Genomic DNA, 25,101 nt, shown 5'->3' on the forward strand with positions numbered 1-25,101 from the left:
CTCCTTCGGGCCTATAGCGAAGTGGCGGACGTCAGGGGTTCTGGAGGACCACACCTATGGAGCGGTAGGCGCGGACCTCTCGGCGGGAGCGACGATTTCAGTCCAGAAATATTGACTCAATACTTGTTGAGCTATATCGGCGCCGTCAAGAGGGCAGCGTGAATCGACCTGAGGCCGTCAAGGTGGTTCATCTTCCGTTCATCCGGGTTGTGCTGTGGGTTCACTGGCAACCTTTAGGTTCAGGTCCCGAGCAGCCATCGGTTCTGCTCGGCGGAACAGCCGTTCCGCGGCTTGGCCCGCCGTGGTGGCAACGGGAGTTGACCACCCTGACCTCTAATAAGGAGCTACGTGAAGCTCAACCGTTTCGGTGCTGCGCTGAGCCTGATGGCCGCAGGCAGCCTGGTGCTTTCGGCGTGTGGCAGTGACAACAATGCAGAATCTGGTTCTAGCGCGACCAAGGCCGCCGGCGAGGCTTCATCGTCAGGTGTCGACTGCGCAGGCAAGAAGTCGCTGAAGGCCAGCGGGTCCACTGCGCAGGCCAACGCCATGACCCGGTTCGTCAACGCCTACGAGCAGGCTTGCTCGGGCTACACCCTCAACTACACCTCCAACGGCTCCGGCGCCGGTGTGAGCGAGTTCGTCGGCAAGCAGACCGACATCGGTGGTTCTGACTCCCCGCTGAGCAAGGACAAGGGCGAGTACGACAAGGCCGCCGAGCGGTGTGGATCGCCCGCCTGGAACCTGCCGGTGGTGTTCGGCCCGATCGCGGTTACCTACAACCTCGAGGGCGTCGACGGGCTGGTGCTCGACGGGCCCACCGCCGCCAAGATCTTCAACGGAACCATCAAGACCTGGGACGACCCGGCGATCAAGGCGCTCAACCCGTCGGCCACGCTGCCCGCGCAGCCGATCACCGTCGTGTTCCGCAGCGATGAGTCCGGTACCACTGACAACTTCCAGAAGTACCTCGACGCAGCGTCTGACGGTGCCTGGGGCAAGGGTGCGGGCAAGGCGTTCGCCGGCGGAGTTGGCGAGGGTGCCAAGGGCAACGAGGGCACCTCGGCGGCCATCAAGAACACCCCGGGATCGATCACCTACAACGAATGGTCCTTCGCCCAGGCCCAGGGCCTGTCGACGGCCAAGATCGTCACCTCGGCGGGCCCGGAGCCGGTCGAGATCAGCACCGAGACTGTCGGCAAGACCATCTCGGGCGCCACGATCAAGGGTGAAGGCAACGACCTCGTGCTGGACACGGTTTCGTTCTACAAGCCGACCGAGACCGGGGCCTACCCGATCGTGCTGGCCACCTACGAGATCGTCTGCTCGAAGTACCCCGACGCCGACACCGGCCAGGCCGTCAAGGCATTCCTGCAGTCGACGATCGGTGCGGGTCAGGAAGGCCTGGCCGACAACGGGTACATCCCGCTGCCGGCTGCGTTCGAATCGAAGCTGTCTGCCGCTGTCAACGCGATCGCTTGATCGGAATCACTGATGGCCTTACAGCCAGAGATCTCGGGAACCTTTCGGGGGCCGTCTACACCGGCGGCCCCCGAAAGGGGAGAGACTGCATCTATGCCTGATCCGGACAAGGCCACCAAAAAGACGAGCGCGATCCGCGCGGGGAGCGGCCAGCTCGGTGACCGTATCTTCAAGGCGCTAGCTGTCGCGGCGGGGTCGACCATTGTCATCGCGATCGCACTCATTGCGATCTTCCTGCTGATCCGCGCCATTCCATCGCTCGGGGCCAACCACGCCAACTTCTTCACCAGTACCGAGTTCAACACCGCCGACGCCGACAATTTGAGGTTCGGCATCCGCGACCTGTTCATGGTGACTGTGCTCAGCTCGGTATTCGCGCTCGCACTTGCTGTGCCGGTCGCGGTGGGCATCGCACTGTTTCTCACCCACTACGCACCGGCACGCCTGTCCCGACCGTTCAGCGCGCTGGTCGACCTTCTCGCCGCGGTGCCCTCGATCATCTTCGGTCTATGGGGAATCTTCATCCTGGCTCCCTGGCTGGAGCCGGTAGCCAGTTTCCTCAACAAATCCTTGGGCTGGCTGTTCCTGTTCGAGACCGGAAACGTGTCGCTGGCGGGCGGCGGCACCATCTTCACCGCCGGCGTGGTGCTGGCGGTGATGATTCTGCCGATCATCACCTCGGTGAGTCGGGAAGTGTTCCGCCAGACCCCGATCTCCCGGATCGAAGCCGCCCAGGCTTTGGGTGCCACGAAATGGGAAACGGTACGTATGACGGTGCTGCCGTACGGTCGCAGCGGTGTCATCGCCGCCTCAATGCTGGGCCTCGGTCGTGCGCTCGGTGAAACCGTTGCGGTACTGATCATCCTGCGCTCGGCAGCACAGCCGGGTAGCTGGTCGTTGTTTGACGGTGGCTACACCTTCGCCTCCAAAATTGCCTCGGCGGCAGCCGAATTCAGTGCACCACTGCCTACCGGCGCCTACATTGCCGCCGGTTTCGTCCTGTTCGCCCTGACCTTCGTGGTCAACGCGGCCGCCCGCGGCATTGCTGGAGGGAAGGTCAACGGATGACCACCGCATTCGACAGCCCGGTCAAGAGCCAGACGTTCCACTCGGTGAGCGTCGGTCGGCGCATCAAGAACAACATCGCGACCTCGCTATTCGTCGCAGCATTCGGGGTCGCATTGATCCCGTTGTTCTGGGTGCTCTACATCGTGGTGGAGAGGGGCTGGCAGGGCGTCACCAAATCGGGTTGGTGGACTCGCTCGCTGCAAGGTGTGCTGCCCGAATCCTTCGCCGGAGGCATCTACCACGCGCTCTACGGAACGCTGGTGCAGGCCGGCATCGCTGCCATCATCGCGATCCCGCTGGGCATCATGGCTGGCATCTACCTCGTCGAGTACGGCCGCTCCCGGCTGGCTCGGGTGACCACCTTCATGGTCGACGTCTTGGCCGGTGTGCCCTCAATCGTGGCTGCCCTGTTCATCTTCGCGTTGTGGATCGCCACCCTCGGATTCCCGCAAAGTGCCTTCGCCGTATCGCTGGCACTGGTCTTGCTGATGCTGCCGGTGGTGGTGCGCTCCACTGAGGAGATGCTCAAACTGGTGCCCGACGAACTCCGGGAAGCCAGCCTCGCATTGGGCATTCCCAAGTGGGTCACCATCGCTCGCGTCGTGCTGCCCACCGCGCTGCCCGGCATCATCAGCGGCATTCTGCTGTCGATCGCCCGCGTCATCGGTGAGACCGCCCCGGTGCTGGTCCTGGTGGGATACGCCAGATCCATCAACTTCGACGTGCTCGACGGCAACATGGCATCGCTGCCGCTGCTCATCTACACCGAACTGATCAACCCCCAACCCGCCGGGCAAATGCGTGTCTGGGGTGCTGCGTTGACGCTGATCATCGTGGTGGGCATCCTGATGTTCCTGGCCTCGATCGCGACACGCCTCCTCACCCGCAACCGCTAACCGCAAGGAACGTTCCTCATGGCCAAACGTATTGACCTCAAAGACGTCAACATCTACTACGGCGCATTCCACGCCGTGGCCGACGTGGGTTTGTCGGTGCAGCCGCGCAGCGTGACCGCGTTCATCGGCCCGTCGGGCTGCGGCAAGTCCACGGTGCTGAGGTCGCTGAACCGCATGCACGAGGTAACACCTGGCGCCCGTGTCGAGGGCTCGGTGCTGCTCGACGGTGAGGACATCTACGGCGCCGGGGTGGACCCGGTGGGCGTGCGCAAGACCATCGGAATGGTGTTCCAGCGTCCGAACCCGTTCCCCACCATGTCGATTCGTGACAACGTGGTGGCCGGGCTGAAGCTGCAGGGTGTGCGCAGCAAGAAGACCCTCGACGAGGTGGCCGAGCGTTCACTGCGCGGCGCGAACCTGTGGACCGAGGTCAAGGACCGCCTGGATAGGCCCGGCGGTGGTCTGTCGGGTGGTCAGCAGCAGCGGTTGTGCATCGCCCGTGCCATCGCCGTGCAGCCCGATGTGCTGTTGATGGATGAGCCCTGCTCGGCGCTCGACCCGATCTCGACGCTGGCCATCGAAGATCTGATCTCCACGCTCAAGCAGGACTACACGATCGTCATCGTCACCCACAACATGCAGCAGGCCGCCCGTGTCAGTGATCAGACCGCGTTCTTCAACCTCGAGGCCACCGGAAAGCCCGGCATGCTTATCGAGATCGACGACACCGAGAAGATGTTCTCCAATCCAGGCAAGAAGGCGACCGAGGACTACATCTCCGGCCGATTTGGCTAATAGTCGGCGGGATGCGCATCACGCACGGGGGTTTTGCGAGCGCGTGAGAAGAAGAGTGGGGTACACGATTTGACGATCGAGGTACGCCGTGCCGACGAGTTCACGCGGCCAGCATTTCGTGCTGCCGTGGGGCCTGCGCGCGGCAGTCTGTTGCTCGTCGACACCGATGCAATCATCGCCGAACAGTTGATGGAGGACGCCGCACGCACCGGAATCGACACCGTGTGGTGCAGCGATGGCGCTGAAGCGCTGCTGACAGTCGGTGCCGGACCGCCCAACGCGCTGGTGCTGCAGGCCCGCACCGAGATCGTCGACGCGGCCACCATCGCCGCAGCAGTGCGTGGCCGGTGGTCCCTACCGATCCTGGTTGGCTCGGCGCCCGAAGATGACGACGTGGCCCGCCAGGTCCTCGTAGCCGGTGCCTCGGCGGTCATCGCCCGGCCCTATGACATCACCGCGATCGCCCCATTCGCGCTCAGCGGTGACAAGCGCCCCGACGAGCCGGCCACGTTCTTCGCCGGACCCATCCATGTGGATCCCGATGGTTACGAAACCCGGGTTCGTGGCCGCGAAGTCCAACTCACCCAGCGTGAACTGGAACTGCTGATCTTCTTGATCAAGCAGCGTGGCCGAGTCGTCAGTTCCGAAGAAATCAGTGACGCCGTGTGGGGGCGTGTCTCTGACACCAACACCGTGGCCGTGCACGTCAAACGGCTGCGCGACAAACTCGGCGTCGACGCTGAACACGGAGAGTTCATCCGCACCATCCGTGGTGCCGGATACCGGCTGGCCCCCTCGATCTACACGTGAGTTCCACCGACACCAACTCCGAGGCCGACCAGTGGACACGGTCCCTGCAAGCGTTGAAGGCCTATCGCGATGCGCGCGGAACCACCGACGTCGCGCGAGGTGTCCGGGCATTTGGCGTTGACCTCGGCAAATGGGTTGTTCAGTGCAGAAACGACTACTGGAACGGCGCGCTGGACGCCAAACGTGTCAAGGCGCTCGAACGCATTGAAGGCTGGCAGTGGGGACCCTCGCGCCCCGACAGCTGGCGCCACGCTTACGACACCGTGCAGGCCTACGCGCGCAAGCACCGCAGCATCATTGGCTTCGAGGCGACCGTCATCGACGGCGTCGAGATCCAGGCCTGGGCGGCGGCGCAACGCAGCGCCCAGCTCAGCGGCCAGCTGTCTCTGGTCCAGATCACCCTCCTGGACAAACTGCCGGGCTGGACATGGGATCAGGACGAAACACGTTGGAAGCAAGGGATACTGGCCGCCAAACGCTACATCAAACTCCACCGAAGTCTCGACGACGTGCAGCAAGATGCCGAGCTTGACGGGTACCCGTTAGGACAATGGCTCCACCGCTGCCGAGAAGACTTCCGTGCCGGCACTTTGCCGCAGGAGCGGATCGCCACACTCGAGGCATTGCGCGGCTTCAGCTGGGGCCGCCAACGCGAGCAGTGGACCGTTGGTTTCGAGGCACTCACCAGCTTTGCGGCCGCAAACGGGCATGCCTCGCCCAGTCAACACACCGTCATCGACGGATTCCGGCTCGGCGCATGGGTGACCGGCAAGCGCTATCAGTACCGGCAAGGCACCCTACCCGAACAGCAAGCTGCAGCACTGGAGTCACTGCCAGGATGGCAATGGTCACCCCTAGATGCTCAGTGGCAGCGCGGATTTGACGCACTTCGCCGCTACAGCGATCAGAACGGCCACGCCAATCCGCCCCGCGGACACACCTACGACGACTATCCCGTCGGTGACTGGGCACGCGCCCAACGAGACGCACACGACCGCGGCCGCATGCCATCCACCAGAGTCTCCCAACTTGAAGCGCTGCCAGGGTGGTCCTGGAAGATCCAGTGAAGTCGGTAGCAGGCGTGCCCCAATCCCGTAAGCACCGCAACTGTATGCACTACTAGTAGTACCATTAGCTGAGTTGCTCGCCGAGACGCTGGACTCCTGTGGGTTGAGGAGGGGTTGTGTCCAATTCTGAGAATCGCCGCCTGACGGAACAGGTCAAGGTACGCCTGCTCCCGCAGGAAAAGAGTGCTCTCGAAGCCGAGGCCGCGCTCAGGGGCATCACGGTTCCCCGACTGCTGAGGCTCATCAGTGTCGGCCCGGATATCGGCGAGCCGGATAGCGAGATGTCCACTGCGCTTGACTGTGGCAGACCGCATCCTGTGATGCGCATAGGACCCTGGAGTGATTCGGGGGATGAGTGAGACGGCGCTGACTCGGCTGGCGGTGATCGCGCTCGTCGAAAATCCCCAGCTGTGCTCCTTGAAATTCCCCACCTGTGAGCATCGGTCAGTGTAGTGGTTGGCGGGTTCCGGTGGCGGCTCGTCGTAGGGTGTCGGCTGCGGCGTGGTGGTCTCGTAGTCGGTAGGACTCGCCGTCGAGGTTGATGACCACTGAGCGGTGCAGGAGTCGGTCGAGCATGGCGGCGGCCACGGTGGTGTCGCCGAGGATTTCGCCCCAGGCGCCGACCCCGCGGTTGGTGGTGATCACGATGCTGGTCTTCAAATACCGTTGGGACACAACCTGAAACAGTGCCGACGCCGCCTCAGCAGGCAGAGGCAGGTAGCCCAGCTCATCGATCACCAGAAGGGTCGGTCCGGCGTAGAAGCGCATGGTGGTGGCCCAGCGTCCCTCGATCGCAGCCCGATGGCACCGGGCGGCCAGATCGGCGGCGGTGGTGAAGTAGGTGCGATACCCGGCATGGGCTGCAGCCCTTGCTAATCCGACTGACAGATGCGTCTTGCCTGTCCCCGGTGGGCCGATCAGTAGAACGTTGGTCGCCGATTCGAGATAGCGGCAGGTTCCCAGTTCGTCGATCAGAGCGCGGTCGATGCCGGCGGCGGCATCGACATCGAAATCGGCGAGGGTGGCCGGGGTGGGCAGGCTGGCGAACCGTAGCCGACCCGCCAGCCGACGGGCGGTGCTGGCATCGACCTCCACAGCCAGCAGCCGCTCCAAGGCCACCGTGAGCGACAGACCCTCCGCGGTGGCCTGATCGAGCACCGATGGCAGTGCTTCGGCGGCAGCGGTGAGTTTGAGCTCGGCCAGGTGCGACCGCAGCTGCTGATAGCGGCTCGCCGCAGCCGCCGGCGTCGGGGCATCGGTGGTTCGGACGGTGGTTTTCGGGGTGCGGGCGGTGGGGGTCATTGCAGGGTCCTTTTCTGGGCGGCCCGCTCGTAGACGGACAAATCGATGACAGTGGGATCAGTTGATGGCGTCGCAGATTCGGCCATATTGGCGGTGGTATCGCGGCGTGCAAGGAGTTCGGCGGCAGCGGTTCTGGCGGCCGGTCCAGGTGGTATGCGTTCCTTGCGGCGGTGCGGTTTGCCCGTGTTCGCGGTGGCCATTGCGGCGTTATCCAGGGCGATGACGTGGCCGCTGTCGCGGACCATCGCCCCCAACCCATCGGCAGCTATGCGGTGGCGCGCGATCACGATCCCGCTCGTGGTGGCGATATCGAGATACTCACCACCGACCGGGTGGCTGACCCTCACCTGCGCGGCAGCCAGCTCCGGAGGCACCGAGTACCGGTTGCCGCGGTAGGACACCAACGCTTGGCGCGAGGCGGTCCGGGTCTCCGACACGATCACCGGATAGGCAGTGGGCGGCACCGGGTGCAGTGGTTCGGCCTTGGCGACCGCGGCCACCGAGGATCGCCCGTCGGCGGTGGCACGGATCCGGGTGTCGCCACGCAGCCGGGCGAAGCGATCCACGTCCGTCTGCGCCTGTTCGACCGTCAGTTCGTCAGCCAGGGTGCGCCACCAGCGTTGTGCAGCAGTGTGATTGATCTTCTCCACAACGCCCTTGCGGTTCCCGCGCCGCGGCGGACAGATCGCCACCGAGACTCCGTAGTGCTTGGCGACCCCGGCGAACGAGGCGGTCACCCGTCCTGAGCCTGGATCGCAGACGGTGGCCATCCGGTCGAACCGCCAAATGCGGGTCAGCCCGCCCAGACCACGCACGATGCGGTCGATGGCGGCCACGAGGTGCGGTTGGTCCGTCGACGGTGACAGCACTGCCCGCCACTTTCCCGAATGCGCCAGCGATCCGACCAGCAGGAAGGCTTTCTTGCCCCAGCCCCACGAAGCGGGTGGGTTGGGCAATTCCAGCCAGTCCCACTGGGTTTCCTCACCTGGTGGGTGCACGATGATGGCGTTGGGTCGGTCGGTGGCGGTGCGGCAGGCCTCACACGTCGGGCGCAGATTGCGAGCACGGATGTTGCGGGTCAGGCTCGGATAGGACAGCCCGAATCCCAGGTCTTCGAGCTCGTCGTAGAGGGTGCGTGCCCACAAGTGTGGATCATCAATCAGCCTCGCGGTGACGTAGTCGACGAACGGTACGAACGGATCAGGGCCGGGCCGGGCACGGACCCCGGGTTGGCCGTCACCGGCCAGGTACTTGCGGACCGTTTTGCGGTCGAAACCGGTGTGGCGGGCGATCGCTGAGATCGTCCAACCGCGTTTACGCAGGGCGTGTACTTCCATGTCGTCCTCCCATGTGAGCATGAGAAAGCGGGCCTCCTTCGACTGGAGCTACTGGCGTCAGACACCAGCAGCATCGAGGGAGGCCCGCCCTTCTCGGCGGAGCCACACAGGTGGGGATTTTCGATGAGCGTCAGTGGGGAATTTCAGTGAGCGCGGTCAGCGGCCAACGCCGCACTCTACCGGGTGCAGAAACGTGAACTCGACCGCGCGATCTACCAGGCTGCCACCGATAGTGGGCTGACTCACACGCAAATCAGCGACATCGTCGGCGTTTACTCGGTGCCGGCGGTGCAACGTATCTTGCGTCGGTTCACCGACGATCCTTCACAACTTGAACAGGCGCCTGCTGAGATCATCGACCGACACGTCGCAGGGCTGATCGATGGGGACGAGATGATGAACCAGCTCTTGAATCGTCAGTACTCCTTCGGCGCCCCGGCATCCGTTGGAGGCGTTGCTACTGATGCGTACAAGGCGGGCAGTTGGGACGACATCGAAATCGCCTTCTGCAAAGGACAGCTCGGTGAGGCCGAGTTCCGGCAACTCGCTACACGCCATTTGCGCAGGCGTGTGAGTGTGCCCGCGAGCCGGCGGCATGAACCCTTGTCGTGACAGAGACTGCAACGCCGAATTGCAAACAGTCACCCGCGCCGAATTCACATCTCGACAGGAGCTGAACTGCTCCATGCAGGCGATGCGATAGCGCTAGTAAGCATTCTTGTGGTCCGGCCGACTAGGCGTTTCGGCTGCCGATGGGCAGATCGCGCGGCCTGGTACTGCGATCTTCTGAGTCCATGTTAGGTCGACGTCTTATCGTCACTTTCGGTGTGCGTTCGCAAGGCTGAAAACGCGGTCTTCGCACGCCAGAGGGCTGCGCCGCCGATGAGAGAACTCCTAGAGGTCGTGCACGACCCTGACGTTGCGTTCAACCCCTTTTACGGCCCCGCCCCCGAGCATGACTGCCCATGTGGTTCAGGGCTGCAAGCTCAGCACTGCCATCGAGCCACCGACGACACATGGGTCGCAGAACGTCCGCCAGCTCTCATCACTGGGCCGCGCACCGAGTACGGCAACCCTGGCTGCTACGCCCGCAGCAGCCAGGACTGCGATGAGCAACTCACCCGCGAGCATTGGATCAGCGACGACCTGCTTGAACGCGTATCCAACGACAAGAAAGTTATCGCCGTCGAAGGTGCGGCCTGGCAAGGAAAAACGCCGAAACGGAAAACCATCGGTATCAACTCGATGTCATCGAAGATCCTGTGCAGTCGACACAACCGGGCCCTGTCGCCTCTGGACAAGGTCGCGGCGGAATTCTTCACCCACCTGCGAGACGATCTGCTCGACATGAACTGGCATACCGGAATGCCGCCGCATTTCCCAAACGGCTTCACACTGATCAGCGGACCGTACTTTGAACTGTGGCTACTCAAAGTTCTCTGGGGAGCGATCGAGTCCGGCGCCCTCACGGTCAACGGGCACGTCGCCTACCGATTTCGTCTCGGGGTGACCACCGCGACACTGACCGAAATCCTATGGCGGGGAGCCCAATGGCCGAAGCACCGGGGCATGTATGTGATGCTCGACCGAGACGCGGACTACTGGATCAAAGGGAACTCGGTGCGGGTACGACCGGCAAACGTTGAAAGCGAGATTCTTGGCGGTTACATCCAGATCGGCGGCTTCGAATACAACATCTCCTTCGAATCACCACCAGTCAGAAAGATTTACCGGCCCGCAGCTATCAGCTTCCAACGACGCGGCTTCAACAACTGCTGGAAGATGGCGGCTTTCGCCTGGCCGGAACTAGGGCACGAAATGGTCAATGCCTTCAGTCAACGCGCACCAGGGGAGGATCCGTCCGTCCCGCCGACTCGGAGGGCGGCAAGCCTGCGAGACAAGATCATGCCAGGCTCAGTCAACGTCACCAGTGGCGCAACCCCAGAGCAGCGGACCGTTGAACCTAACCAAGAAGAAGCGAGATTCACAGGTGACCAACGCTGAATTCCCTTCCAAGACAGCTCAATCACTAGGTAAATTCTGGTTGCCCGATGCCGACGATTCTCCGGTGTCGGGGATGCTCAGCGTCGATGGCACTGATGTTCGCCTAGAGGTCAGCCCGGAGATCACGCCAATGTTCTTGATCAGGAACACCGGGCCAGGTAAGGCGGCCGTGAAGCTCAGCGATCAACCTGACGACATGGTCGTCCTCGGTTCGATCCCGATGAAACCGCGAAAGGTCACCCTCTGGGACGCACAAACCACGCACCAAACACAACTGGCCGGCCTATTCTTTGCCGGCAAAAACGCCGGTCCGTCTAGACAAGGGCTCAAAGCCACGTGGTGTGTCGCGGGCCAACATCTGCCCGATCCAGACACGCCCCTTTGCGGTGTTCGGCCCGATGTCACAAACCTCGCCGAGTGGGCCAGACTTCCCGCACTCGCTACCACGGTCTATCCGCGTGACCCGCTCAAGCTCGACTGGCACATGAATGTACGAAACAAATCACTTGATGCCGAACTCGCCAATGGCGCAGGCTATCTCACCCTCGCACCATCAGCACGGCACAGTCCTCCTGACTTGCGCGGGCTCCATGTCACCACGACCAGTCAGCTCGAGATCGAGCTCTTTCAGGGTTGGAGCCTTCCGGACATCGCAATGAGAGTCCTGCGCCCCCTCGCCGACCTCATGACGCTGTTGTCCGGCAAGCCGTGCGTCATACGGTCGCTGGACGTTTGGGCCGATACCTGGTGCTCGGTACACGGCTACCAGATCGATCCGGCCGGCCCCGAGACCGCCGGCGAACTGCTATTCACCCGACCGCACGTCGGACTCGAGTTCCTTCCGCGATGGTTCGATCTACACCAACGCACGACACCCGTGCCTCAGATCCTTGCCGCCGTCATCCGAAACGAATATCCGACTGTAGAAGCAGATGCGCTGTCTCTGGCGACCGCTGTAGAGGCTCTGCACCGGACACTCGATCCAGATGCACGACGATTCAGCGTCGAGCAGATCGACAACTCGCTGGAGGCGGTTGAAGCTTCGAACATGCCGACAGAGGTCTCTCAATCTCTTTCAACAGCTCTACGCCAGTACTGGCACGAATACAGCTATCCCCAACGAGTCAAAGCTCTCGCTGAGCCGGTCGCTGAAGCTGTCCCCGCCTGCATCGGACGCTTGAGCCGTTGGAAAGAGCAGGTCGTCAACCAACGCATCGCTCTGGCGCACGGTCTCGGGCAGAACGGGCTCAGCGTCGACCAGATCCGCCGCATGCACGCACTGAACCAGTCGCTGCACTGGATGCTGACGCTTCGCCTCTTCATGGAGGCCGGAATCGATGGTTCGATCCTCGCAAAGACAACTGAAGATTCAGAGCGATTCAACGATCAATGCCACAACTGGCGTCACTCATGGCCAAAGGTGTTTTCCGCGTGAGAATGCCAGACACTACCCATCCGCGGGATGAGTGAGAATCAGCTTTGGGACGACGCGAACGTAGATGATCATGCCGAGCAGTTCGACGAGAGTTTGGGTGACCACGATGGCGGGGGTGGTCGCGTAGGCGGCTGGTAGTGCCAGTGCTAGCGGGAGTACGACCAGGGAGTTGCGGGTGGCGCCGCTGAAGATCAGGGCCCGACCACGTCCGCTGTCGAACCGGAGCAGTCGCACCACTGCCAACCCGAGCAGCGCCATGATGAGCAGGAACGCGGCGTAGATCGGGACCACTTTGAGAACTTGGTCGACCTGGTGGCTGATCTTGGGGAATTGGCTGGCGACCACCACGAACAGCGTGGCTGTCATCAGTGGCACCATCGCCGCGGCCATCGCCGAGGAGATCACTTGTCCGCTGCGGTGGCGCATTGCAAGCCCTTCGGTGGCCCAGGCCAACAGCAGGGGCGCCACGATGAGGATGAGGAAGGCTTCCAGGAAGGGGCCGACGTCGACGATGTCGGCGAGTTCGGGACCGACGAACAGCCACAACAGCAGCGGCAATGCAAGCATCTGGATCAGCATGAGCAGCGGCGCGGCGGCCAGCAGGCGTTGGTTGTCGCCGCCTGCTAGGCCGCAGAACACGATGACGTAGTCGATGCACGGTGTCAGCAAGGTCAGCAGCACACCCAGCAGCACCGCTTGGGGCATGGACACAAAGGTGGTCAGGGCGGCGACCACAAGTGGCACCACGATGAAGTTGACGCCCAGGACCGCGGCTAGAAACCGGACTTCACGAAACGCCGCGGTCAGTTTGGTGAACGGAACCTGCAGAAACGTCGCGTACAGCAGGGCGCCGAGTACCGGGTAGATGGCGGCCTCCCACGCATGCTCGCCGGCGGGCCAGGCTGCCCCGACTGCAGCCCCGGCGGCCAGCCCGGCCAGGTAGATGGGGATCTGGTGGCGTTCGAGCCACTCGGTCAGCGGTGACGACAAGACGTTACGTCCTTCCTCAGCATGCACCGGGCACGGGAGATAGCCGGCACCACGCTGGATCTGTTGCGGTGGTTAGGTATTGGTGGCAGGCAGCGCCGCTACCATCGGGTGGTCGAAGGCCTGGGCGCCGGTCTTGGTAGCGCCGCCGGGTGAGCCGAGGTCGGCGAAGAATTCGGCGCTGATCGTGGCGTAATGGGCCCAGTGGTCGGGCAGGTCGTCTTCGTAGAAGATGGCCTCGGCCGGGCAGACAGGTTCACATGCCCCGCAGTCCACACATTCGTCGGGGTGGATGTAGAGCATCCGGGTGCCCTCGTAGATGCAGTCGACCGGACATTCTTCGATGCAAGCTTTATCTTTGACATCCACACACGGTGCGGCGATAACGTAGATCACCGATGTTCCTGTCGCGCGGGTGATTTCAGGAAACTGCAAGATGCGTCGCATGGGGTGGCGCGGTCGGGCAGGGCATCGAGGTGATCGAGCGCGTCGGTGAGGACATCGGCGAAGGCACGCAGCTCGCCGATCCGGGAAGTGACTTCGTCGAGCCGTGCGGTCATCATCGGGCGCAGCCGGGTCCGCACATCAACACACGCGCCCTGATCCCACACCGTGAGTAGCTCGCCGATTTCCTCCAACGGCAGGCCGACCCGTTTGGCGGCGCGGATGAACGCCAACCGCTCGACGGTGGCCTCGTCATAGATCCGGTACCCAGAATCAGTGCGCTGCGCCGCCAACAGACCCAGCGTCTCGTAAAACCGCAGCGTGCTGGCTGGCACGCCGCTGCGCTTTGCGAGCTGAGAGATCCGCATCCGACTCACAGCGGGCAGCCTAAACCTTCAACCCCACTACAGGGCCAAGCCCCATGAACAAGCACTACTGGCTGGTGGCGGAGTGGTCAGCCGAGTCGTTGGTGAGTGATCGGCGACGGCGACAGGCTCTGCCGACAAGGACAGCCGTGCCCGCGGTCACCAGGATGACGGCCAGAATGCCGGCGAGAGCGGGGGGACCGGCCGAGCCGATTAGCGATGCGATGGTGGCTTGGATTCGGGCGGCGGCGTTGATGATCGGATCATTGACCCGCGCGCCGGCGAAGATCCGCAGCTCATAGATGCCGTACCAGCTGACATAGCCGCCGGCCAGTAGCAGCAAGGTGCCGGCGGCCCGTGCGGCATAGGGCAGGAGTCGGCGCAGCCGCTGGGTGGCCGACTGGCGGGCCAGCGCGACGCTGATCGAGGCCACCCCGACCACCAGGCCCATCCCGATCGCGTAGGCACCGTACGCACCGATCCCGGCGGGGATGTTGCCGGAGGTGAATGTTGTGGCGGTCACTACGAGAAACGGGCCGATCGTGCAGCCCAGCGACGCCACCGCATACACCACCCCATAGAGCGCCATTGGGCCCAGGCCCGCGGCCGGATTGAACGCAGATCCAGGTTTCGGCAACGGTAGCGTCAGCTCCCGGCCGGTGACCATCAGCAGACCCATCACCGCCAGCCCGACCCCGATCACCACGGTCAGTGCCGGCGCCCATCGCTGCAGGGTCGCCGCGACCGGGGACAAAACCAGCCCAGCGGTGACAAACGTGGCCAGAAACCCGGTCGTCATCGCCGCCGTCGCCGCCAGAGCGCGACGTACTGCGACCAAAGCACTCCCCAGTCCCAACGGCGGCTGGTCACCGGCGATGAACAACGCCAAATACGCAGGCAGCATGGCGAATCCGCACGGATTGACCGCAGCCAGCGCACCGGCCGCCAACGCGAAACCCAGAGTATCCATCACCGACCTAGGAGCTACTCAGCGCATCGACACGGGCCGCGAGCTCGTCTTCGCCCAGCGAGCCGCGCACCACCGTCACCGCCCCGGTGTGATCGATGAAGGCGTACGCGGGTTGCTGGACCACCCCGAAGCGCTGCCACACCGTCCCGTCGGTGTCGACGATATGAGCGAACCCGCCCACCCCGGTGGCGTCGATGAACGAGCGCATACCGGCGTTGTCGCCGCGGCCGGCCACCCCCATTACCACGACCTTGTCGCCGGTGGCCTTCTGCACCGCGGCCACATGCGGGGCCTCGCGGCGACATTCCCCGCACCACGGCGCCCAGAACCACAACACCGCGTCCTTGCCCGCCAACGACGACCCCTCGAAGCTGATCCCGTCGACCAGCGCGCTGGTGAACCTCAGCTGCTCGGGCACCGCCCGCCCGACCGCATCGGGCTGCATCCCCGAGGGTGCCGCCGACGTCACCGCGGCCTGCGACTGTGCCTGCTGGGCGCCGCTGCCGGCGCACCCCGCCAACGCGACGGCGACGGCCGCCGCTACCGCAATGCACCCTGACACGCGCATGACAAACCTCCACACCGTTTGGGCGGGCATACTCCCGCACAGAATTGACTGACCGGATAACACAAATCCGGTTGCGGCCCAACCACACTCGGTCGGGCCGAGGGCCGAGGGCCGAGGAACCTACCTCAAGCCTCGCAGTCCTATGAACCGCTTGGTTTCGACGGGATCTCAGGCAGGGTCGGATCCGACGGCATGCATCCGCACCCCGGACCGTCGTCAGCCGGCGAACAGGCGAGGTCTTGGGAGCGTCTGGCCCGGATCCTCATCAGCACGAACCCAGCCACGCCGAGTGCGACCAATGCGAATCCGATCGTCTCCAGCCGCCCGGCGCTTATCAGCAGCGCTGCGCTGCCAGCGATCCCTGCTGCTGCCAGTAGAGGCACCAGCAGGCAGCAACTCGCACAGATCAACGTTCCGGCACCGATCAGGGTCCACCACCGTCTACTGGAGCGCCTATCCGCAGCAGCCACCGCGCAGACCCTTCAGCTCGCGTCGAAATCAGTGGTGAACGGCAGTGGGCAACACGGGCTTTCCGCGCACGCGAGCAGATCATCACAGCCTGCTTCCAGCGCCGAGCGCAATGTGTCGCGCACCGCGGCGAGCTCGGCGAGCTTCTGGTCGATCTCGGCCAGCTTGGTCTGCGCCCGGGCCCGCAACCCCGCATCCGAGCGGGCACCCACCCGCGTCGCGGCCAACAAGTCCGCCACCTCATCGAGCGTGAACCCCAGACGCTGCGCCGTCTTGATCACCCGCAGCATCGTCACCGTCTGCGCCGGATACAACCGGTGCCCACCCAACGACCTCTGCGGCTTGGCCAACAGACCCCGGCGCTCGTAATACCGCAGCGTCTCAACATTCACACCCGCCGCGCCAGCCAGCTGACCGCTGCGCAGTCCTGTCTCACTCACGTGACGCCACCTCGGGTCGCCACGTCGACGCGGCCAGCCAGAGCATCCAGCACAGCGCTCTGCGACGGTGGAACCTCAATGCGCATCACCACATTCGGCCCCACTGTCTCAAAAGTAAACGTGAAGTACGAGCAGCACTCCGACTCCCGCGCGGCCAGATCCCGCGCGCGATGCTGCGCCGCGGCGTCCAGCTCCACGTCGAGCCGCGTGGTGGTCACCCGCGTTGACCGCACCGCCGATTCACCAAACAACCGGTCAAACTCAGCCACCCGCAATGGCCTCTCCGCGGACGGCAGCGAGCACGATTGGGGCACCCAATCCGAGCCATCTTCGATCGCCATACACCGACGATAAACCCGTACCTAGGTACGGAATGCAAGCCTCGTTAATCGTCGACAACGTCCAACCATCGACAACTGTCAGAGGTTGACCATCCCAATTCGGGCTCGTCGGCCGAACGACAGGCCCGAGTCCGGATGAGGGGGGCAGCACGACGGCCAACGTGTCGCTCACAGTCGCAGTGACAATACCTTTCACACACCTAGCCGATGGCAGCAGACCCCCAGCAGTTTCGGGCTCCGCCATCTGGATGGGCCTTGCACGCCACCTGCGTGAGAACGTGCAGGTGAGAGGATGGCGGATAGGTATTTGAGATGGCGGAAGTTGACAGATCCACCAACTTGGATTGCAAGGATGTGCAATGCGATGTTCATCAACAGTGTTGCCGTTCCTAGAATCTCGCGCCATCAGTGATGGCTGTGCGTGCGAGCTCGTTGCGTTCGCAAATAAACGGCTGCAACTATGTGGAGAATACCTACGTCGGCTTGACCCGATAGTTGACCCGATAGTTGGGTACAGGGTTCATGCTGGTGGGGTGAGAACCAGTGAGGTCGCTGCGGCGGCGCACGTCAATGCCCAAACCTTGCGCTACTACGAACGCCGTGGCTTGCTACCCTCACCGCAGCGGACCGGGTCGGGATACCGATGCTATTCCGCGGACGCGGTACGGGTCGTGCGGTTCGTCAAACGCGCCCAACAATTGGGATTCACGCTCGATGACATCGAGGAACTGCTGCACCTGGCCGGCGGAGGGCCGGCCTCGTGTGACGATGCCAAAGCGATGGCCTATGCGCGTATCGGCGACCTGCAGCGTCGGATCGATGAGCTGGCCGGTATGCGCAATGCGCTCGGCCGGCTCGTCGAAACCTGCGATCAGCCTCGACTCCAGCGGGAGTGCCCGATCCTGCACGACATTCACATCGCCGCCACCACACCACATTCGGCCACCGGAGACTGAACACATGCGCATCGAACTGCTCACTGCACCCGACTGTCCTCATGCCGCGTCCGCCCGGCAGCTGGTCACCGACTGCCTGAGCAGCATGGCTCTGGACTTGCCGATCATCGAGAGAGTGGGCCGCTACCCCTCGCCAACAGTCCTCGTCGACGGTGCCGATGTGATGTGCCCCGCAGCTACGGTCCTGGCTGCAGACGCCTGCCGGCTCGACCTGCCGACACCCGAGCGTCTCTTGACCGCATTGCGCGCCAATTCAGCCGATCACCTCCGGGATGCGGCACGGAAGGAGCCGCTGATGTGCGCAGACCCAGGCGCCGACAGCGTCTCAAGGGACACCGACCAGAAGACTGGACGGCACCTCATGCGCACCGCCGTGCGCCTGCTCGCCGGCGGCGGTCCCGTCACGGTCGCCGATCTCTGTGCGGCCGCCGGCGTCGATAGAGCCGACCTCACCACTGCTCCCGCAGGCCGTGATATCGAGTACGACGACCATCACCGCATCATCGGGTGGGGATTGACTCTCAACCCGAGCCCGCATGTTTACATCGTCGACGGGCAGCACCTCTATACGTGGTGTGCCGCCGACACCCTGCTGTTTCCGGTGATCCTCGATCGCCGCGCGCAAATCGAATCCCGCTGCCCGACAACCGATATCGTTGTCAGCTTCACGGTTGACCCGCGGTCCGGTGTTACCGACCTCTCGCCCTCTACCGCGGTGATCTCGATTCCTGGTTCCCAGACTATGGACTCCGCCGCAGTGCGTGCGACCATCTGCGACCCCGGCCGTTTCTTTGCGAACCCCCAAGCAGCCGACGACTGGCTCACAGCACACCCCGGGGGCACTGTGCTGCCCGTCGCCAACGCCTATCCACAGCTGCGCCTCATCAGCGGCCGACTCCTGGACTAGATCGCACTGTCTCCGGCAGCCGAGGCCGTTCGCGGCGCTTCATTTGGCCACCGATTTGATAGATACAAACGCGGTTAACCGGGGGCGAAGTGGAAGGTGCCGCCTTGGGCATGGACTCGTCGCCGGTGGTGTAGCCCGTGAACGTGGGCTGCAGCGACGATAACGGGTGCGATGACGGCAATAGATCACATGACGCTACGCATGGATCCCTTTTGGGCGACAAGTCTTTCGGCGGTCAACTGTGCGAGAGAAGGGCTTCTTGCTCCTTAGTCGGCGAGACCACTGACCAGGATGACGATGCCGAGGGCAATCAGGACGATCGGGAAGAGGATGTGTTCCCAGCGTTCGAGGATTTCGGCGATCGGCCGGCGGGTGGCGACGAATCTGGCGGCGACGACGAGGACCGCGATGAGCGCGAGGAAGACGATGCAGTATGCCACCACGGCCGCGGGTCCCACGCTGAGGAAGACGGGGACGTAGACGCCGATGTTGTCCCCGCCGTTGGCGAAGGTGACTGCAGCGACCGTCCAGACGCCGACGTTTTTGCCCGCGACCTTCGCCGCGTCGTCATCGTCGTCGTTGTCACGCCAGGCTTGCCAGGCCGCCCACAGCCCCAGCGCGAGCGGTATGAGTCCGAAGTAGGGGATGACTTGTGGAGGAAGGAACGCTCCGGCACCCACCGTGACGAGCACCGCCGCGCCCAGAATGCCCACAAATCCCAGGTATTGACCTGCGGTGATTCGGGCCGTTGTCCCGCGTTGTCCCGCGCCGCGGGCGAAAAACATTGAGAGCACGATGATGTCGTCGATGTTGGTGACGGTGAACAGGCCGATCGCGGGTAGCACGGACGACAGGATCATGCGCGTATCCCGGTGTCTGCGGTGCCGCTCGCGCGCCAACTGGCCACAACGAGTATGGCTGCGCCTGTGACGATGAAGGCGTCAGCGAGGTTGAAGGTGGGAAACCAGCCCGTGTGCACGTAGTCGGTGACCATCGCATCGGCGGTGCGGTCGATCACATTGGCCAGCGCGCCACCCGGTAGGGCGGCCATCCCTGCGACGAGGACCGCGGTGGCGGCCAGGGTGATGCGCGACCGCATCACGGTGGCCTGCCGGCCGGGGTGGCCGGGGGTCACGACGGTGCGTCGACCGAGGCCGCGCGGGTTTGGCGGGCCGACCGGTCTACTGTCGCGGTGGCTAGGGGTTTGGTGCGTCCGGCCCGTACTCCGTTGGCGATGACCACGATTTCGGCGAGTTCGTGGACCAGCACGACGGCGGCTAGGCCGAGCATCCCGAACAAGGCCAGCGGCATCAACGCGACAATCAGGCCCAGGGACAGGCCGACGTTTTGCAGCATGATCCGGCGCGCCCGACGCGCATGAGTGAACGCCTGCGGCAGGTGGCGCAGGTCTTCGCCCATCAACGCCACATCCGCGGTTTCGATCGCCACGTCGGTGCCCATCGCGCCCATTGCGATACCCAGGTCGGCAGTGGCCAGGGCAGGAGCGTCATTGACGCCATCGCCCACCATCGCCGTGGGGCGCTGGGCCCGGAGCTGTTCGATCAGTCGGGCCTTGTCCTCGGGGCGCAACTCGGCGTGCACGGCGTCGATCCGGACATCGCGGGCCAACGCCGCGGCGGTGGCCTGGTTGTCGCCGGTGAGCATCGCCACGTGGTAGCCGTCGCCGCGCAGTTGGGCCACCACCTCGGCGGCCTCGGGGCGCAACTCGTCGCGTACTGCAATTGCCCCGATCAGCTGTCCGTTGTCTTCGACGAGGACGGCGGTGGCGCCGGCCTGCTGCATGCGTGCGACATCGCCGGCGAGTGGGCCGGGGTCGAGCCAGCCGGGCCGGCCGAGCCGGATGGTGTGCCCGTTGCGATGCCCGGTGAGGCCGGCACCGGTGACGGCCTCGACGTCGGTGGCGGGGATGACGGTGTCGGCTGCGGCCAGGATCGCCGCGGCCAGCGGGTGCTCGCTGCGCGCTTCCAGGGCTGCCGCCAGATCCAGCACCTGTTCGCCAGTGGCACCGTTGGTGGTGGCCACCTCGATAACCGTGGGCCGGTTCGCGGTGAGTGTGCCGGTCTTGTCCAGTGCAACGCCGCGGATCTTGCCCAGCGCTTCCAGCGCGGCGCCGCCCTTGACCAATGCACCCAGCTTGCTGGCGGCTCCGATCGCGGCCACGACGGTGACCGGCACGGAGATTGCCAAGGCGCACGGGGAGGCGGCGACCAGCACCACCAGGGCACGTTCGATCCAGGTAGCCGGGTCACCGAGCACACTGCCCAGCACCGCGATCAGTGCCGCGGCGATCATGACCCCGGGCACCAGCGGTTTGGCGATGCGGTCGGCCAAGCGTTGGGAGGCGCCCTTGCGGGACTGCTCGGCCTCCACGATGCGCACGATGCGGGCCAGCGAGTTGTCCTCGGCGGTGGTAGTGACCTCCACCTCGAGTACGCCGGTGCCGTTGATCGACCCGGCGAACACCTCATCGCCTGGCCCTGCTTCGACGGGAACCGACTCGCCGGTGATGGCCGAGACGTCGAGCGCGGTGCGGCCTTGCCCGATGATGCCGTCGGTAGCGACACGTTCACCCGGCTTGACCAGCATCCGGTCGCCGATCCGCAATTCGGTTGGTGCGACGACAATTTCGGTGCCGTCACGCAGCACGGTGGCCTCATCGGGCACCAGCGACAACAGCGCGCGCAGTCCGCGGCGAGTGCGCGCCAGCGAGTACTCCTCCAGTCCCTCGCTGATGGAGAACAGGAAGGCCAGCATGGCGGCCTCGCCCACCTCGCCGAGGATCACTGCGCCCACCGCGGCGATGGTCATCAGGGTGCCGACCCCGATCTTGCCCTTGGCCAGCCGCGTCAGGGTGGACGGCACGAAGGTATAGGCACCGGCCAGCAGCGCCACCGCTTGCAGCGTGAGGACGATCGGCTCGGTGGCGCCGAGGAATCCAGCGATCAGCGCTGCCAGCAGGAACACCCCCGAAATAGCGGCGAACTGCAGTTCTTTGATCTGCCAGAGCCGCTCGGGTTCACGCTCCTGCTCGTCGGAGCGGGGTTCGTCGTTGCCGCAGCCGCATGCGTCGCTCATCGCCGGGCCTGCTTCGTGGAGGTCGCCGCGCCCGTGCGGGAGCGGGTTCCGTAGTTGGGGCACAGCGCCACCGCGCTGCCCGTGGCGGCCAGCAGCGTCTCCGCTGAGGCGAGCAGGTCGAGCAGTTCGGGGCGCGTCAGCGAGTAGAACACCTGTCGTCCTTCGGGGCGCCCGGTGACCAGTCCGCAGTCCCGCAGGCACGCCACATGGGCCGAGACGGTGGATTGCGCCAACCCCAGCTCACCGACCAGGTCGACCACCCGGGCTTCCCCGTCGGCCAGCCGGCGCACGGTCGCCAGCCGGGCGCCATCGGAGAGGCTGTGAAACAGCGCCACCGCGGCATCCAGATTGGAGGAGGTCCCTGAGGTACTGCCGACGAGGCAGGCATCCGACTCATTCATCGCCATATGACGATTATAACCGACTAGCGGCGATGCTTCGAGGTGGGGTTGGGACCCGACGTCTGTGTCTCCTCGGTGGCTCGGTGGGGTGGAGGTGCAGTGCCAGGCCGGTGCCATCCTTGTGGGCAACCCGCAACGCTGGTGGCCAGCCACATCTGTACTCGGACAGCCTGATTCATTCTGATGTCCAGTGTCGCGCCACGGTCATCACGCGATGACCCCGACCTGCTCGTTGCTGGTGCAGGTGGTCTCGATTAGAGCCGAAGTTCGGGTGGTAGGGGAACGACGCCCACGGCCAGGCCCACGCGACTACTGTGAGACTGTCGGCAGACGGCAGCCCATATTGGACGCTCCGCAACGCCTGACCGGCGACGCGAGGTGAACCATGGCTACATCAGATGATCGAAGCGCACGCTGGAACCGGTACTGGGACAAGAAATCCCGCAACTATGACCGTGAGATCGGGTTCTTCGACCGCCACCTGTTCGGCGACTCCCGCCAGTGGGTCTGCAGCCAAGCCACCGGCGACGTTCTGGAAGTCGCGATCGGCACTGGCCTCAACCTGCCCTTCTGCCCCGAAACTGTCCGGCCGACCGGCATCGACTGGAGCGAGCAGATACTCGACCTGGCCCGTGACCGCGCCGCCGATCTCGGACACCCCGCCGTTCTGCAACGGGCCGACGCCCACCGATTGCCGTTCGACGATGCCAGCTTCGACGCCGTCGTATGCCCCCTCGGGCTGTGCGCCATCCCCAACCACACCCAAGCGCTAACCGAGATGACCCGGGTACTGCGCCCAGGTGGGCGGCTCGTCCTGGTCGATCACATCCGCAGCAGCGCCGCCCACTGGACCACCTCCTTACCGCTGACGGCCTCGACATTGACCGCGTCGAGCGGTTCACCCTCGGGCTCGTCGAACGGGTCGTCACCCGTAAGGCCGCCACGACCTGACTCGCCGCGGGCGGTGGTGTGTCCACGCCGGCACCATCACGAAAGAAGCCGCACATGACCGAAATGCCCAGACGCACCGCTCTTGCCGTCCTCGGGGCGGCCGGCACCGTGGCCGCACTGGCCTACCTGCTGCGCACCACCATTCGGATGCCGGCAGGCCGAGCCGAGGGGCCCGGGATGATGGGTGGAATCTCGGGCACCGATATGAGCCGCTACATGGCTATGTTCGCCCGACACAATGAACTGCGGCGCACCGTCGAAGACATACCAGGCGGGATCCGTACCGTCACTGAATCCGGCGCCCCTGATCTCGTCGCGCAACTGCATGCCCACGTGTCCTCAATGTATGACCACCTCGGCCAAGGTGCTGAAGTGACCTGCATGAGCGACAGCCTGCCCACGCTGTTCCGGAGAGCATCTGACTACCAACGCCAAATCACGCTGACCTCCAACGGTGTTGCCGTTATCGAAACTGCCACTGATCCCGCTCTTATCGACGCCATCCGCGCCCACGCGCGAGAAGTTACCGGCTTCGTTGTCAATGGCATGCCAACCATGATGGGACCCATGATGGGCCGCTAATGGCCCCGCCCGTCAGCCCTTCGCGCCGCCGACGGTTCCGGGTGTACGCCGAAACGCCGGTCTATCGCCGCAACCAACTGCGCAGTTGCGACCTCCAACTAGGTAGGGTGCGACCCTTGTGGGAGGCCACAGTATCGGTGCGGGCGGTCAAAGGCGCTGTGGCCCCGGTGATCCCTGGCATCGAGGCGATGGGTGCCGATCACCTTGGCTACCCAGTACCGTGGCAGCTGGCCAGCACGTCCGGTATCTCCGGGGCGACCCTCGCTGAGGGTGCAACTGCCACAGGCAAAGTGTATTTCGCTGTCACCAGCGCCAAGCCGGCCATAATGTGGTGCGATATGGCGCTGCCGATGGCCGACTGTCTCTGCTGTGGTGCCGATTGCGCGTGCTTCACCAAGCCGTGAGGCCGCGTGACACTCGGCGTCAAGGCCCCGCGCTGGCACTGTCATCGGTGGAGTGGCTACGGGAGGTAGTGCGTTGGGCAACAAGCCGTTCGGCGGCGCTCGTTTGGTGCGTGAGGGCGTTTGACGGCCCCGATCAGGTGCTGTCCAATGTGCTTGACCACGTGGTCCTGTAGTTGAAACATTCTTCATCGCAACCACTTTCGCTGCGCATGAGCGCGTGCGTTCTCGGCAAGCTACGCGTTCTCCGCCATCGAGGAAGCCCGACGTTCCATCCACTGCTGAACCACATGGTTACCCGCAGTTCGAATCGTTTCCCGACGTACCGCCATATGTCGCTGTCTGCGATCCATCAATGCTGTTTCGACTTGCCTGCGATACGCATCGCGGTCGTCCTCGATGGATGCCGCCGGGTGGTATTGGCCGGGTGCAACTGCTTGTTCGGTATCAGAACTCGAAATCTCTACTTCCGCAATGCTAAGCAAATGGGGGTGCTGAGCCGCGCCTAGTGGTCCATCGCTTCTGGCGAACACGCCGCCTATCTCGGTTTCGAAGTCGTCGACATCGGATCGATCAGGAGGGGTAGCCGGTGCACCTTCCGCGACTGCGGCCCAGTGTCGATTGATGATCGAACCCGGTGTCATGCAATCGCTTTCGCGGCACAGCGGAGCAAACTCCGCGTCTTGGTTCAACAAGCTCGCTGCAATGAATGCCTGCCGAGCGACTCTCCCTGATGCGGCAAGGCTTTCGGTGAGCGGCTCGAAATCGATGATGGTTTCTTGGGAGATGGCATCCAAGGCAAGCAGGCACTCCAGAACGGATACGCGCAACTCGTCGAGTACCTCCACCGCCAGGGCGGTGGCGGCTTCTTTCCGGTCGATCATCCTCTCGAGAACCATCCGGCGAATGTACTACTAGTAGGGCTAGCTAACTGCATTCGCGTGAGTGGAGACGACTAAGCGAACAGTCAGGGGCCGCTTCGCGATTCTCAGGCTCCCTAGCCATGGCTCAACGGCGTGTTCCGTCCTGTG

At 64.1% G+C, this 25,101-nt stretch carries 28 protein-coding genes; 14 read left to right on the forward strand and 14 right to left on the reverse strand.

All coding sequences use genetic code 11. The annotated features are described in order from the left end of the window. Positions 1–348: 348 nt before the first annotated feature. From pstS to RMCB_RS32390, 6 genes are all read left to right on the forward strand, one after another. Complete coding sequence (gene pstS, locus RMCB_RS32365; protein WP_005086293.1) at positions 349–1,479, forward strand: phosphate ABC transporter substrate-binding protein PstS; 1,131 nt, start codon at positions 349–351, stop codon at positions 1,477–1,479. 93 nt (positions 1,480–1,572) lie between these two features. Then, positions 1,573–2,547, forward strand: coding sequence for a phosphate ABC transporter permease subunit PstC (gene pstC, locus RMCB_RS32370; RefSeq protein WP_044520452.1), 975 nt, complete (start codon positions 1,573–1,575; stop codon positions 2,545–2,547). Next, positions 2,544–3,443 (forward strand): phosphate ABC transporter permease PstA, encoded by a 900-nt coding sequence (gene pstA, locus RMCB_RS32375; RefSeq protein ID WP_044520451.1) that lies wholly within the window; start codon positions 2,544–2,546, stop codon positions 3,441–3,443. The genes pstC and pstA overlap by 4 nt, the downstream gene beginning before the upstream one ends. A gap of 18 nt (positions 3,444–3,461) precedes the next feature. Further along, positions 3,462–4,238 (forward strand): phosphate ABC transporter ATP-binding protein PstB, encoded by a 777-nt coding sequence (pstB, locus tag RMCB_RS32380; RefSeq protein WP_044520450.1) that lies wholly within the window; start codon positions 3,462–3,464, stop codon positions 4,236–4,238. A 69-nt stretch (positions 4,239–4,307) separates the two neighbouring features. Then, the gene (locus RMCB_RS32385; RefSeq protein ID WP_044520449.1) at positions 4,308–5,048 is read left to right on the forward strand and encodes a winged helix-turn-helix transcriptional regulator; all 741 of its coding nucleotides are present in this window, start codon (positions 4,308–4,310) and stop codon (positions 5,046–5,048) included. Continuing rightward, entirely contained in the window at positions 5,045–6,115 is a 1,071-nt protein-coding gene (locus tag RMCB_RS32390) for a helicase associated domain-containing protein (RefSeq protein WP_044520448.1), read from the forward strand. Before RMCB_RS32385 ends, RMCB_RS32390 begins: the two co-directional genes overlap by 4 nt. 444 nt (positions 6,116–6,559) lie before the next feature. Here the strand turns inward: RMCB_RS32390 and istB are convergent, their stop codons facing one another. Together istB and RMCB_RS32400 are read right to left on the reverse strand one after the other, a co-directional pair. Continuing rightward, a complete protein-coding gene (gene istB, locus RMCB_RS32395) occupies positions 6,560–7,417 on the reverse strand; it encodes an IS21-like element helper ATPase IstB (RefSeq protein ID WP_062831992.1) in 858 nt (285 codons plus the stop codon). After that, complete coding sequence (locus RMCB_RS32400; RefSeq protein WP_062831993.1) at positions 7,414–8,775, reverse strand: Mu transposase domain-containing protein; 1,362 nt, start codon at positions 8,773–8,775, stop codon at positions 7,414–7,416. Before RMCB_RS32400 ends, istB begins: the two co-directional genes overlap by 4 nt. 162 nt (positions 8,776–8,937) lie before the next feature. Between RMCB_RS32400 and RMCB_RS32405 the strand changes: the two genes are divergently transcribed. The 3 genes from RMCB_RS32405 (at position 8,938) to RMCB_RS32415 (ending at position 12,193) form a co-directional block, all read left to right on the forward strand. Beyond that, a complete protein-coding gene (locus tag RMCB_RS32405) occupies positions 8,938–9,366 on the forward strand; it encodes a hypothetical protein (RefSeq protein WP_062831994.1) in 429 nt (142 codons plus the stop codon). A 213-nt stretch (positions 9,367–9,579) separates the two neighbouring features. Next, complete coding sequence (locus tag RMCB_RS32410; RefSeq protein ID WP_234792322.1) at positions 9,580–10,758, forward strand: hypothetical protein; 1,179 nt, start codon at positions 9,580–9,582, stop codon at positions 10,756–10,758. Further along, positions 10,745–12,193, forward strand: coding sequence for an ApeA N-terminal domain 1-containing protein (locus RMCB_RS32415; protein WP_159402873.1), 1,449 nt, complete (start codon positions 10,745–10,747; stop codon positions 12,191–12,193). Before RMCB_RS32410 ends, RMCB_RS32415 begins: the two co-directional genes overlap by 14 nt. A gap of 12 nt (positions 12,194–12,205) precedes the next feature. Here the strand turns inward: RMCB_RS32415 and RMCB_RS32420 are convergent, their stop codons facing one another. From RMCB_RS32420 to RMCB_RS32450, 7 genes are all read right to left on the reverse strand, one after another. Further along, positions 12,206–13,183: an arsenic resistance protein gene (locus RMCB_RS32420; RefSeq protein ID WP_005086280.1), complete on the reverse strand. Its 978-nt coding sequence runs from the start codon at positions 13,181–13,183 to the stop codon at positions 12,206–12,208. Positions 13,184–13,255: 72 nt separating this feature from the next. Further along, the gene (gene fdxA / locus RMCB_RS32425) at positions 13,256–13,576 is read right to left on the reverse strand and encodes a ferredoxin (protein WP_005086279.1); all 321 of its coding nucleotides are present in this window, start codon (positions 13,574–13,576) and stop codon (positions 13,256–13,258) included. Continuing rightward, positions 13,573–13,992 carry a MerR family transcriptional regulator gene (locus RMCB_RS32430; RefSeq protein ID WP_017555390.1) on the reverse strand — a complete coding sequence of 140 codons (420 nt, stop codon included), beginning with the start codon at positions 13,990–13,992 and terminating at the stop codon, positions 13,573–13,575. Before RMCB_RS32430 ends, fdxA begins: the two co-directional genes overlap by 4 nt. 64 nt (positions 13,993–14,056) lie before the next feature. After that, positions 14,057–14,959 carry a cytochrome c biogenesis CcdA family protein gene (locus RMCB_RS32435; RefSeq protein ID WP_005086277.1) on the reverse strand — a complete coding sequence of 301 codons (903 nt, stop codon included), beginning with the start codon at positions 14,957–14,959 and terminating at the stop codon, positions 14,057–14,059. A gap of 7 nt (positions 14,960–14,966) precedes the next feature. Then, positions 14,967–15,527 (reverse strand): redoxin domain-containing protein, encoded by a 561-nt coding sequence (locus RMCB_RS32440; RefSeq protein WP_005086276.1) that lies wholly within the window; start codon positions 15,525–15,527, stop codon positions 14,967–14,969. A 482-nt stretch (positions 15,528–16,009) separates the two neighbouring features. Continuing rightward, entirely contained in the window at positions 16,010–16,435 is a 426-nt protein-coding gene (locus RMCB_RS32445) for a MerR family transcriptional regulator (protein WP_005086275.1), read from the reverse strand. Beyond that, the gene (locus RMCB_RS32450) at positions 16,432–16,776 is read right to left on the reverse strand and encodes a hypothetical protein (protein WP_005086273.1); all 345 of its coding nucleotides are present in this window, start codon (positions 16,774–16,776) and stop codon (positions 16,432–16,434) included. Before RMCB_RS32450 ends, RMCB_RS32445 begins: the two co-directional genes overlap by 4 nt. Positions 16,777–17,309: 533 nt before the next feature. Between RMCB_RS32450 and RMCB_RS32455 the strand changes: the two genes are divergently transcribed. Together RMCB_RS32455 and merB are read left to right on the forward strand one after the other, a co-directional pair. Then, the gene (locus RMCB_RS32455; RefSeq protein ID WP_005086272.1) at positions 17,310–17,732 is read left to right on the forward strand and encodes a MerR family transcriptional regulator; all 423 of its coding nucleotides are present in this window, start codon (positions 17,310–17,312) and stop codon (positions 17,730–17,732) included. Between the two features lie 4 nt (positions 17,733–17,736). Beyond that, positions 17,737–18,639 (forward strand): organomercurial lyase MerB, encoded by a 903-nt coding sequence (gene merB, locus RMCB_RS32460; RefSeq protein ID WP_005086271.1) that lies wholly within the window; start codon positions 17,737–17,739, stop codon positions 18,637–18,639. Between the two features lie 266 nt (positions 18,640–18,905). On the opposite strand, the gene RMCB_RS32465 is transcribed toward merB, so the two are convergent. Genes RMCB_RS32465 through RMCB_RS32480 form a run of 4 tightly spaced genes read right to left on the reverse strand, consistent with a single transcriptional unit; the run spans position 18,906 to position 22,142 of the window. Beyond that, positions 18,906–19,499, reverse strand: coding sequence for a cadmium resistance transporter (locus tag RMCB_RS32465; RefSeq protein ID WP_005086270.1), 594 nt, complete (start codon positions 19,497–19,499; stop codon positions 18,906–18,908). After that, positions 19,496–19,774, reverse strand: a complete 279-nt coding sequence (locus RMCB_RS32470) for a signal peptidase II (RefSeq protein ID WP_005086269.1) — start codon at positions 19,772–19,774, stop codon at positions 19,496–19,498. Before RMCB_RS32470 ends, RMCB_RS32465 begins: the two co-directional genes overlap by 4 nt. Continuing rightward, positions 19,771–21,735 carry a heavy metal translocating P-type ATPase gene (locus RMCB_RS32475; RefSeq protein ID WP_005086268.1) on the reverse strand — a complete coding sequence of 655 codons (1,965 nt, stop codon included), beginning with the start codon at positions 21,733–21,735 and terminating at the stop codon, positions 19,771–19,773. The genes RMCB_RS32470 and RMCB_RS32475 overlap by 4 nt, the downstream gene beginning before the upstream one ends. Next, positions 21,732–22,142 carry an ArsR/SmtB family transcription factor gene (locus tag RMCB_RS32480; protein WP_005086267.1) on the reverse strand — a complete coding sequence of 137 codons (411 nt, stop codon included), beginning with the start codon at positions 22,140–22,142 and terminating at the stop codon, positions 21,732–21,734. Before RMCB_RS32480 ends, RMCB_RS32475 begins: the two co-directional genes overlap by 4 nt. Before the next feature lie 379 nt (positions 22,143–22,521). On the opposite strand from RMCB_RS32480, the gene RMCB_RS32485 reads away from it, so the two are divergent. Genes RMCB_RS32485 through RMCB_RS32495 form a run of 3 tightly spaced genes read left to right on the forward strand, consistent with a single transcriptional unit; the run spans position 22,522 to position 24,073 of the window. After that, positions 22,522–23,145 carry a class I SAM-dependent methyltransferase gene (locus tag RMCB_RS32485; protein ID WP_005086266.1) on the forward strand — a complete coding sequence of 208 codons (624 nt, stop codon included), beginning with the start codon at positions 22,522–22,524 and terminating at the stop codon, positions 23,143–23,145. Then, complete coding sequence (locus tag RMCB_RS32490; RefSeq protein WP_005086265.1) at positions 23,142–23,669, forward strand: hypothetical protein; 528 nt, start codon at positions 23,142–23,144, stop codon at positions 23,667–23,669. Before RMCB_RS32485 ends, RMCB_RS32490 begins: the two co-directional genes overlap by 4 nt. After that, positions 23,669–24,073 carry a DUF1942 domain-containing protein gene (locus RMCB_RS32495; protein WP_085990810.1) on the forward strand — a complete coding sequence of 135 codons (405 nt, stop codon included), beginning with the start codon at positions 23,669–23,671 and terminating at the stop codon, positions 24,071–24,073. The genes RMCB_RS32490 and RMCB_RS32495 overlap by 1 nt, the downstream gene beginning before the upstream one ends. 233 nt (positions 24,074–24,306) lie before the next feature. Here RMCB_RS32495 and RMCB_RS32500 read toward each other — a convergent pair whose 3' ends face one another. Next, on the reverse strand, positions 24,307–24,969 hold the full coding sequence (locus RMCB_RS32500) for a hypothetical protein (protein WP_017555386.1): 663 nt from the start codon (positions 24,967–24,969) through the stop codon (positions 24,307–24,309). Positions 24,970–25,101: the final 132 nt, after the last annotated feature.

The sequence above is a fragment of the Mycolicibacterium brisbanense genome, assembly GCF_001570425.1.
Lineage (GTDB): Bacteria > Actinomycetota > Actinomycetes > Mycobacteriales > Mycobacteriaceae > Mycobacterium > Mycobacterium brisbanense.

What these genes read in the sequence shown, in the direction of transcription:
- pstB (WP_044520450.1), top strand. Translation starts at nt 3,462, where the DNA reads ATGGCCAAACGTATTGACCTCAAAGACGTCAACATCTACTACGGCGCA.
- RMCB_RS32475 (WP_005086268.1), bottom strand. Translation starts at nt 21,735, where the DNA reads ATGAGCGACGCATGCGGCTGCGGCAACGACGAACCCCGCTCCGACGAG.
- RMCB_RS32495 (WP_085990810.1), top strand. Translation starts at nt 23,669, where the DNA reads ATGGCCCCGCCCGTCAGCCCTTCGCGCCGCCGACGGTTCCGGGTGTAC.
- RMCB_RS32465 (WP_005086270.1), bottom strand. Translation starts at nt 19,499, where the DNA reads ATGATCCTGTCGTCCGTGCTACCCGCGATCGGCCTGTTCACCGTCACC.
- RMCB_RS32485 (WP_005086266.1), top strand. Translation starts at nt 22,522, where the DNA reads ATGGCTACATCAGATGATCGAAGCGCACGCTGGAACCGGTACTGGGAC.
- RMCB_RS32500 (WP_017555386.1), bottom strand. Translation starts at nt 24,969, where the DNA reads ATGGTTCTCGAGAGGATGATCGACCGGAAAGAAGCCGCCACCGCCCTG.
- RMCB_RS32480 (WP_005086267.1), bottom strand. Translation starts at nt 22,142, where the DNA reads ATGGCGATGAATGAGTCGGATGCCTGCCTCGTCGGCAGTACCTCAGGG.
- RMCB_RS32450 (WP_005086273.1), bottom strand. Translation starts at nt 16,776, where the DNA reads ATGGCGATCGAAGATGGCTCGGATTGGGTGCCCCAATCGTGCTCGCTG.
- RMCB_RS32400 (WP_062831993.1), bottom strand. Translation starts at nt 8,775, where the DNA reads ATGCTCACATGGGAGGACGACATGGAAGTACACGCCCTGCGTAAACGC.
- merB (WP_005086271.1), top strand. Translation starts at nt 17,737, where the DNA reads ATGCGCATCGAACTGCTCACTGCACCCGACTGTCCTCATGCCGCGTCC.
- RMCB_RS32490 (WP_005086265.1), top strand. Translation starts at nt 23,142, where the DNA reads ATGACCGAAATGCCCAGACGCACCGCTCTTGCCGTCCTCGGGGCGGCC.
- pstA (WP_044520451.1), top strand. Translation starts at nt 2,544, where the DNA reads ATGACCACCGCATTCGACAGCCCGGTCAAGAGCCAGACGTTCCACTCG.
- RMCB_RS32435 (WP_005086277.1), bottom strand. Translation starts at nt 14,959, where the DNA reads ATGGATACTCTGGGTTTCGCGTTGGCGGCCGGTGCGCTGGCTGCGGTC.
- istB (WP_062831992.1), bottom strand. Translation starts at nt 7,417, where the DNA reads ATGACCCCCACCGCCCGCACCCCGAAAACCACCGTCCGAACCACCGAT.
- RMCB_RS32440 (WP_005086276.1), bottom strand. Translation starts at nt 15,527, where the DNA reads ATGCGCGTGTCAGGGTGCATTGCGGTAGCGGCGGCCGTCGCCGTCGCG.
- RMCB_RS32430 (WP_017555390.1), bottom strand. Translation starts at nt 13,992, where the DNA reads ATGCGGATCTCTCAGCTCGCAAAGCGCAGCGGCGTGCCAGCCAGCACG.
- pstC (WP_044520452.1), top strand. Translation starts at nt 1,573, where the DNA reads ATGCCTGATCCGGACAAGGCCACCAAAAAGACGAGCGCGATCCGCGCG.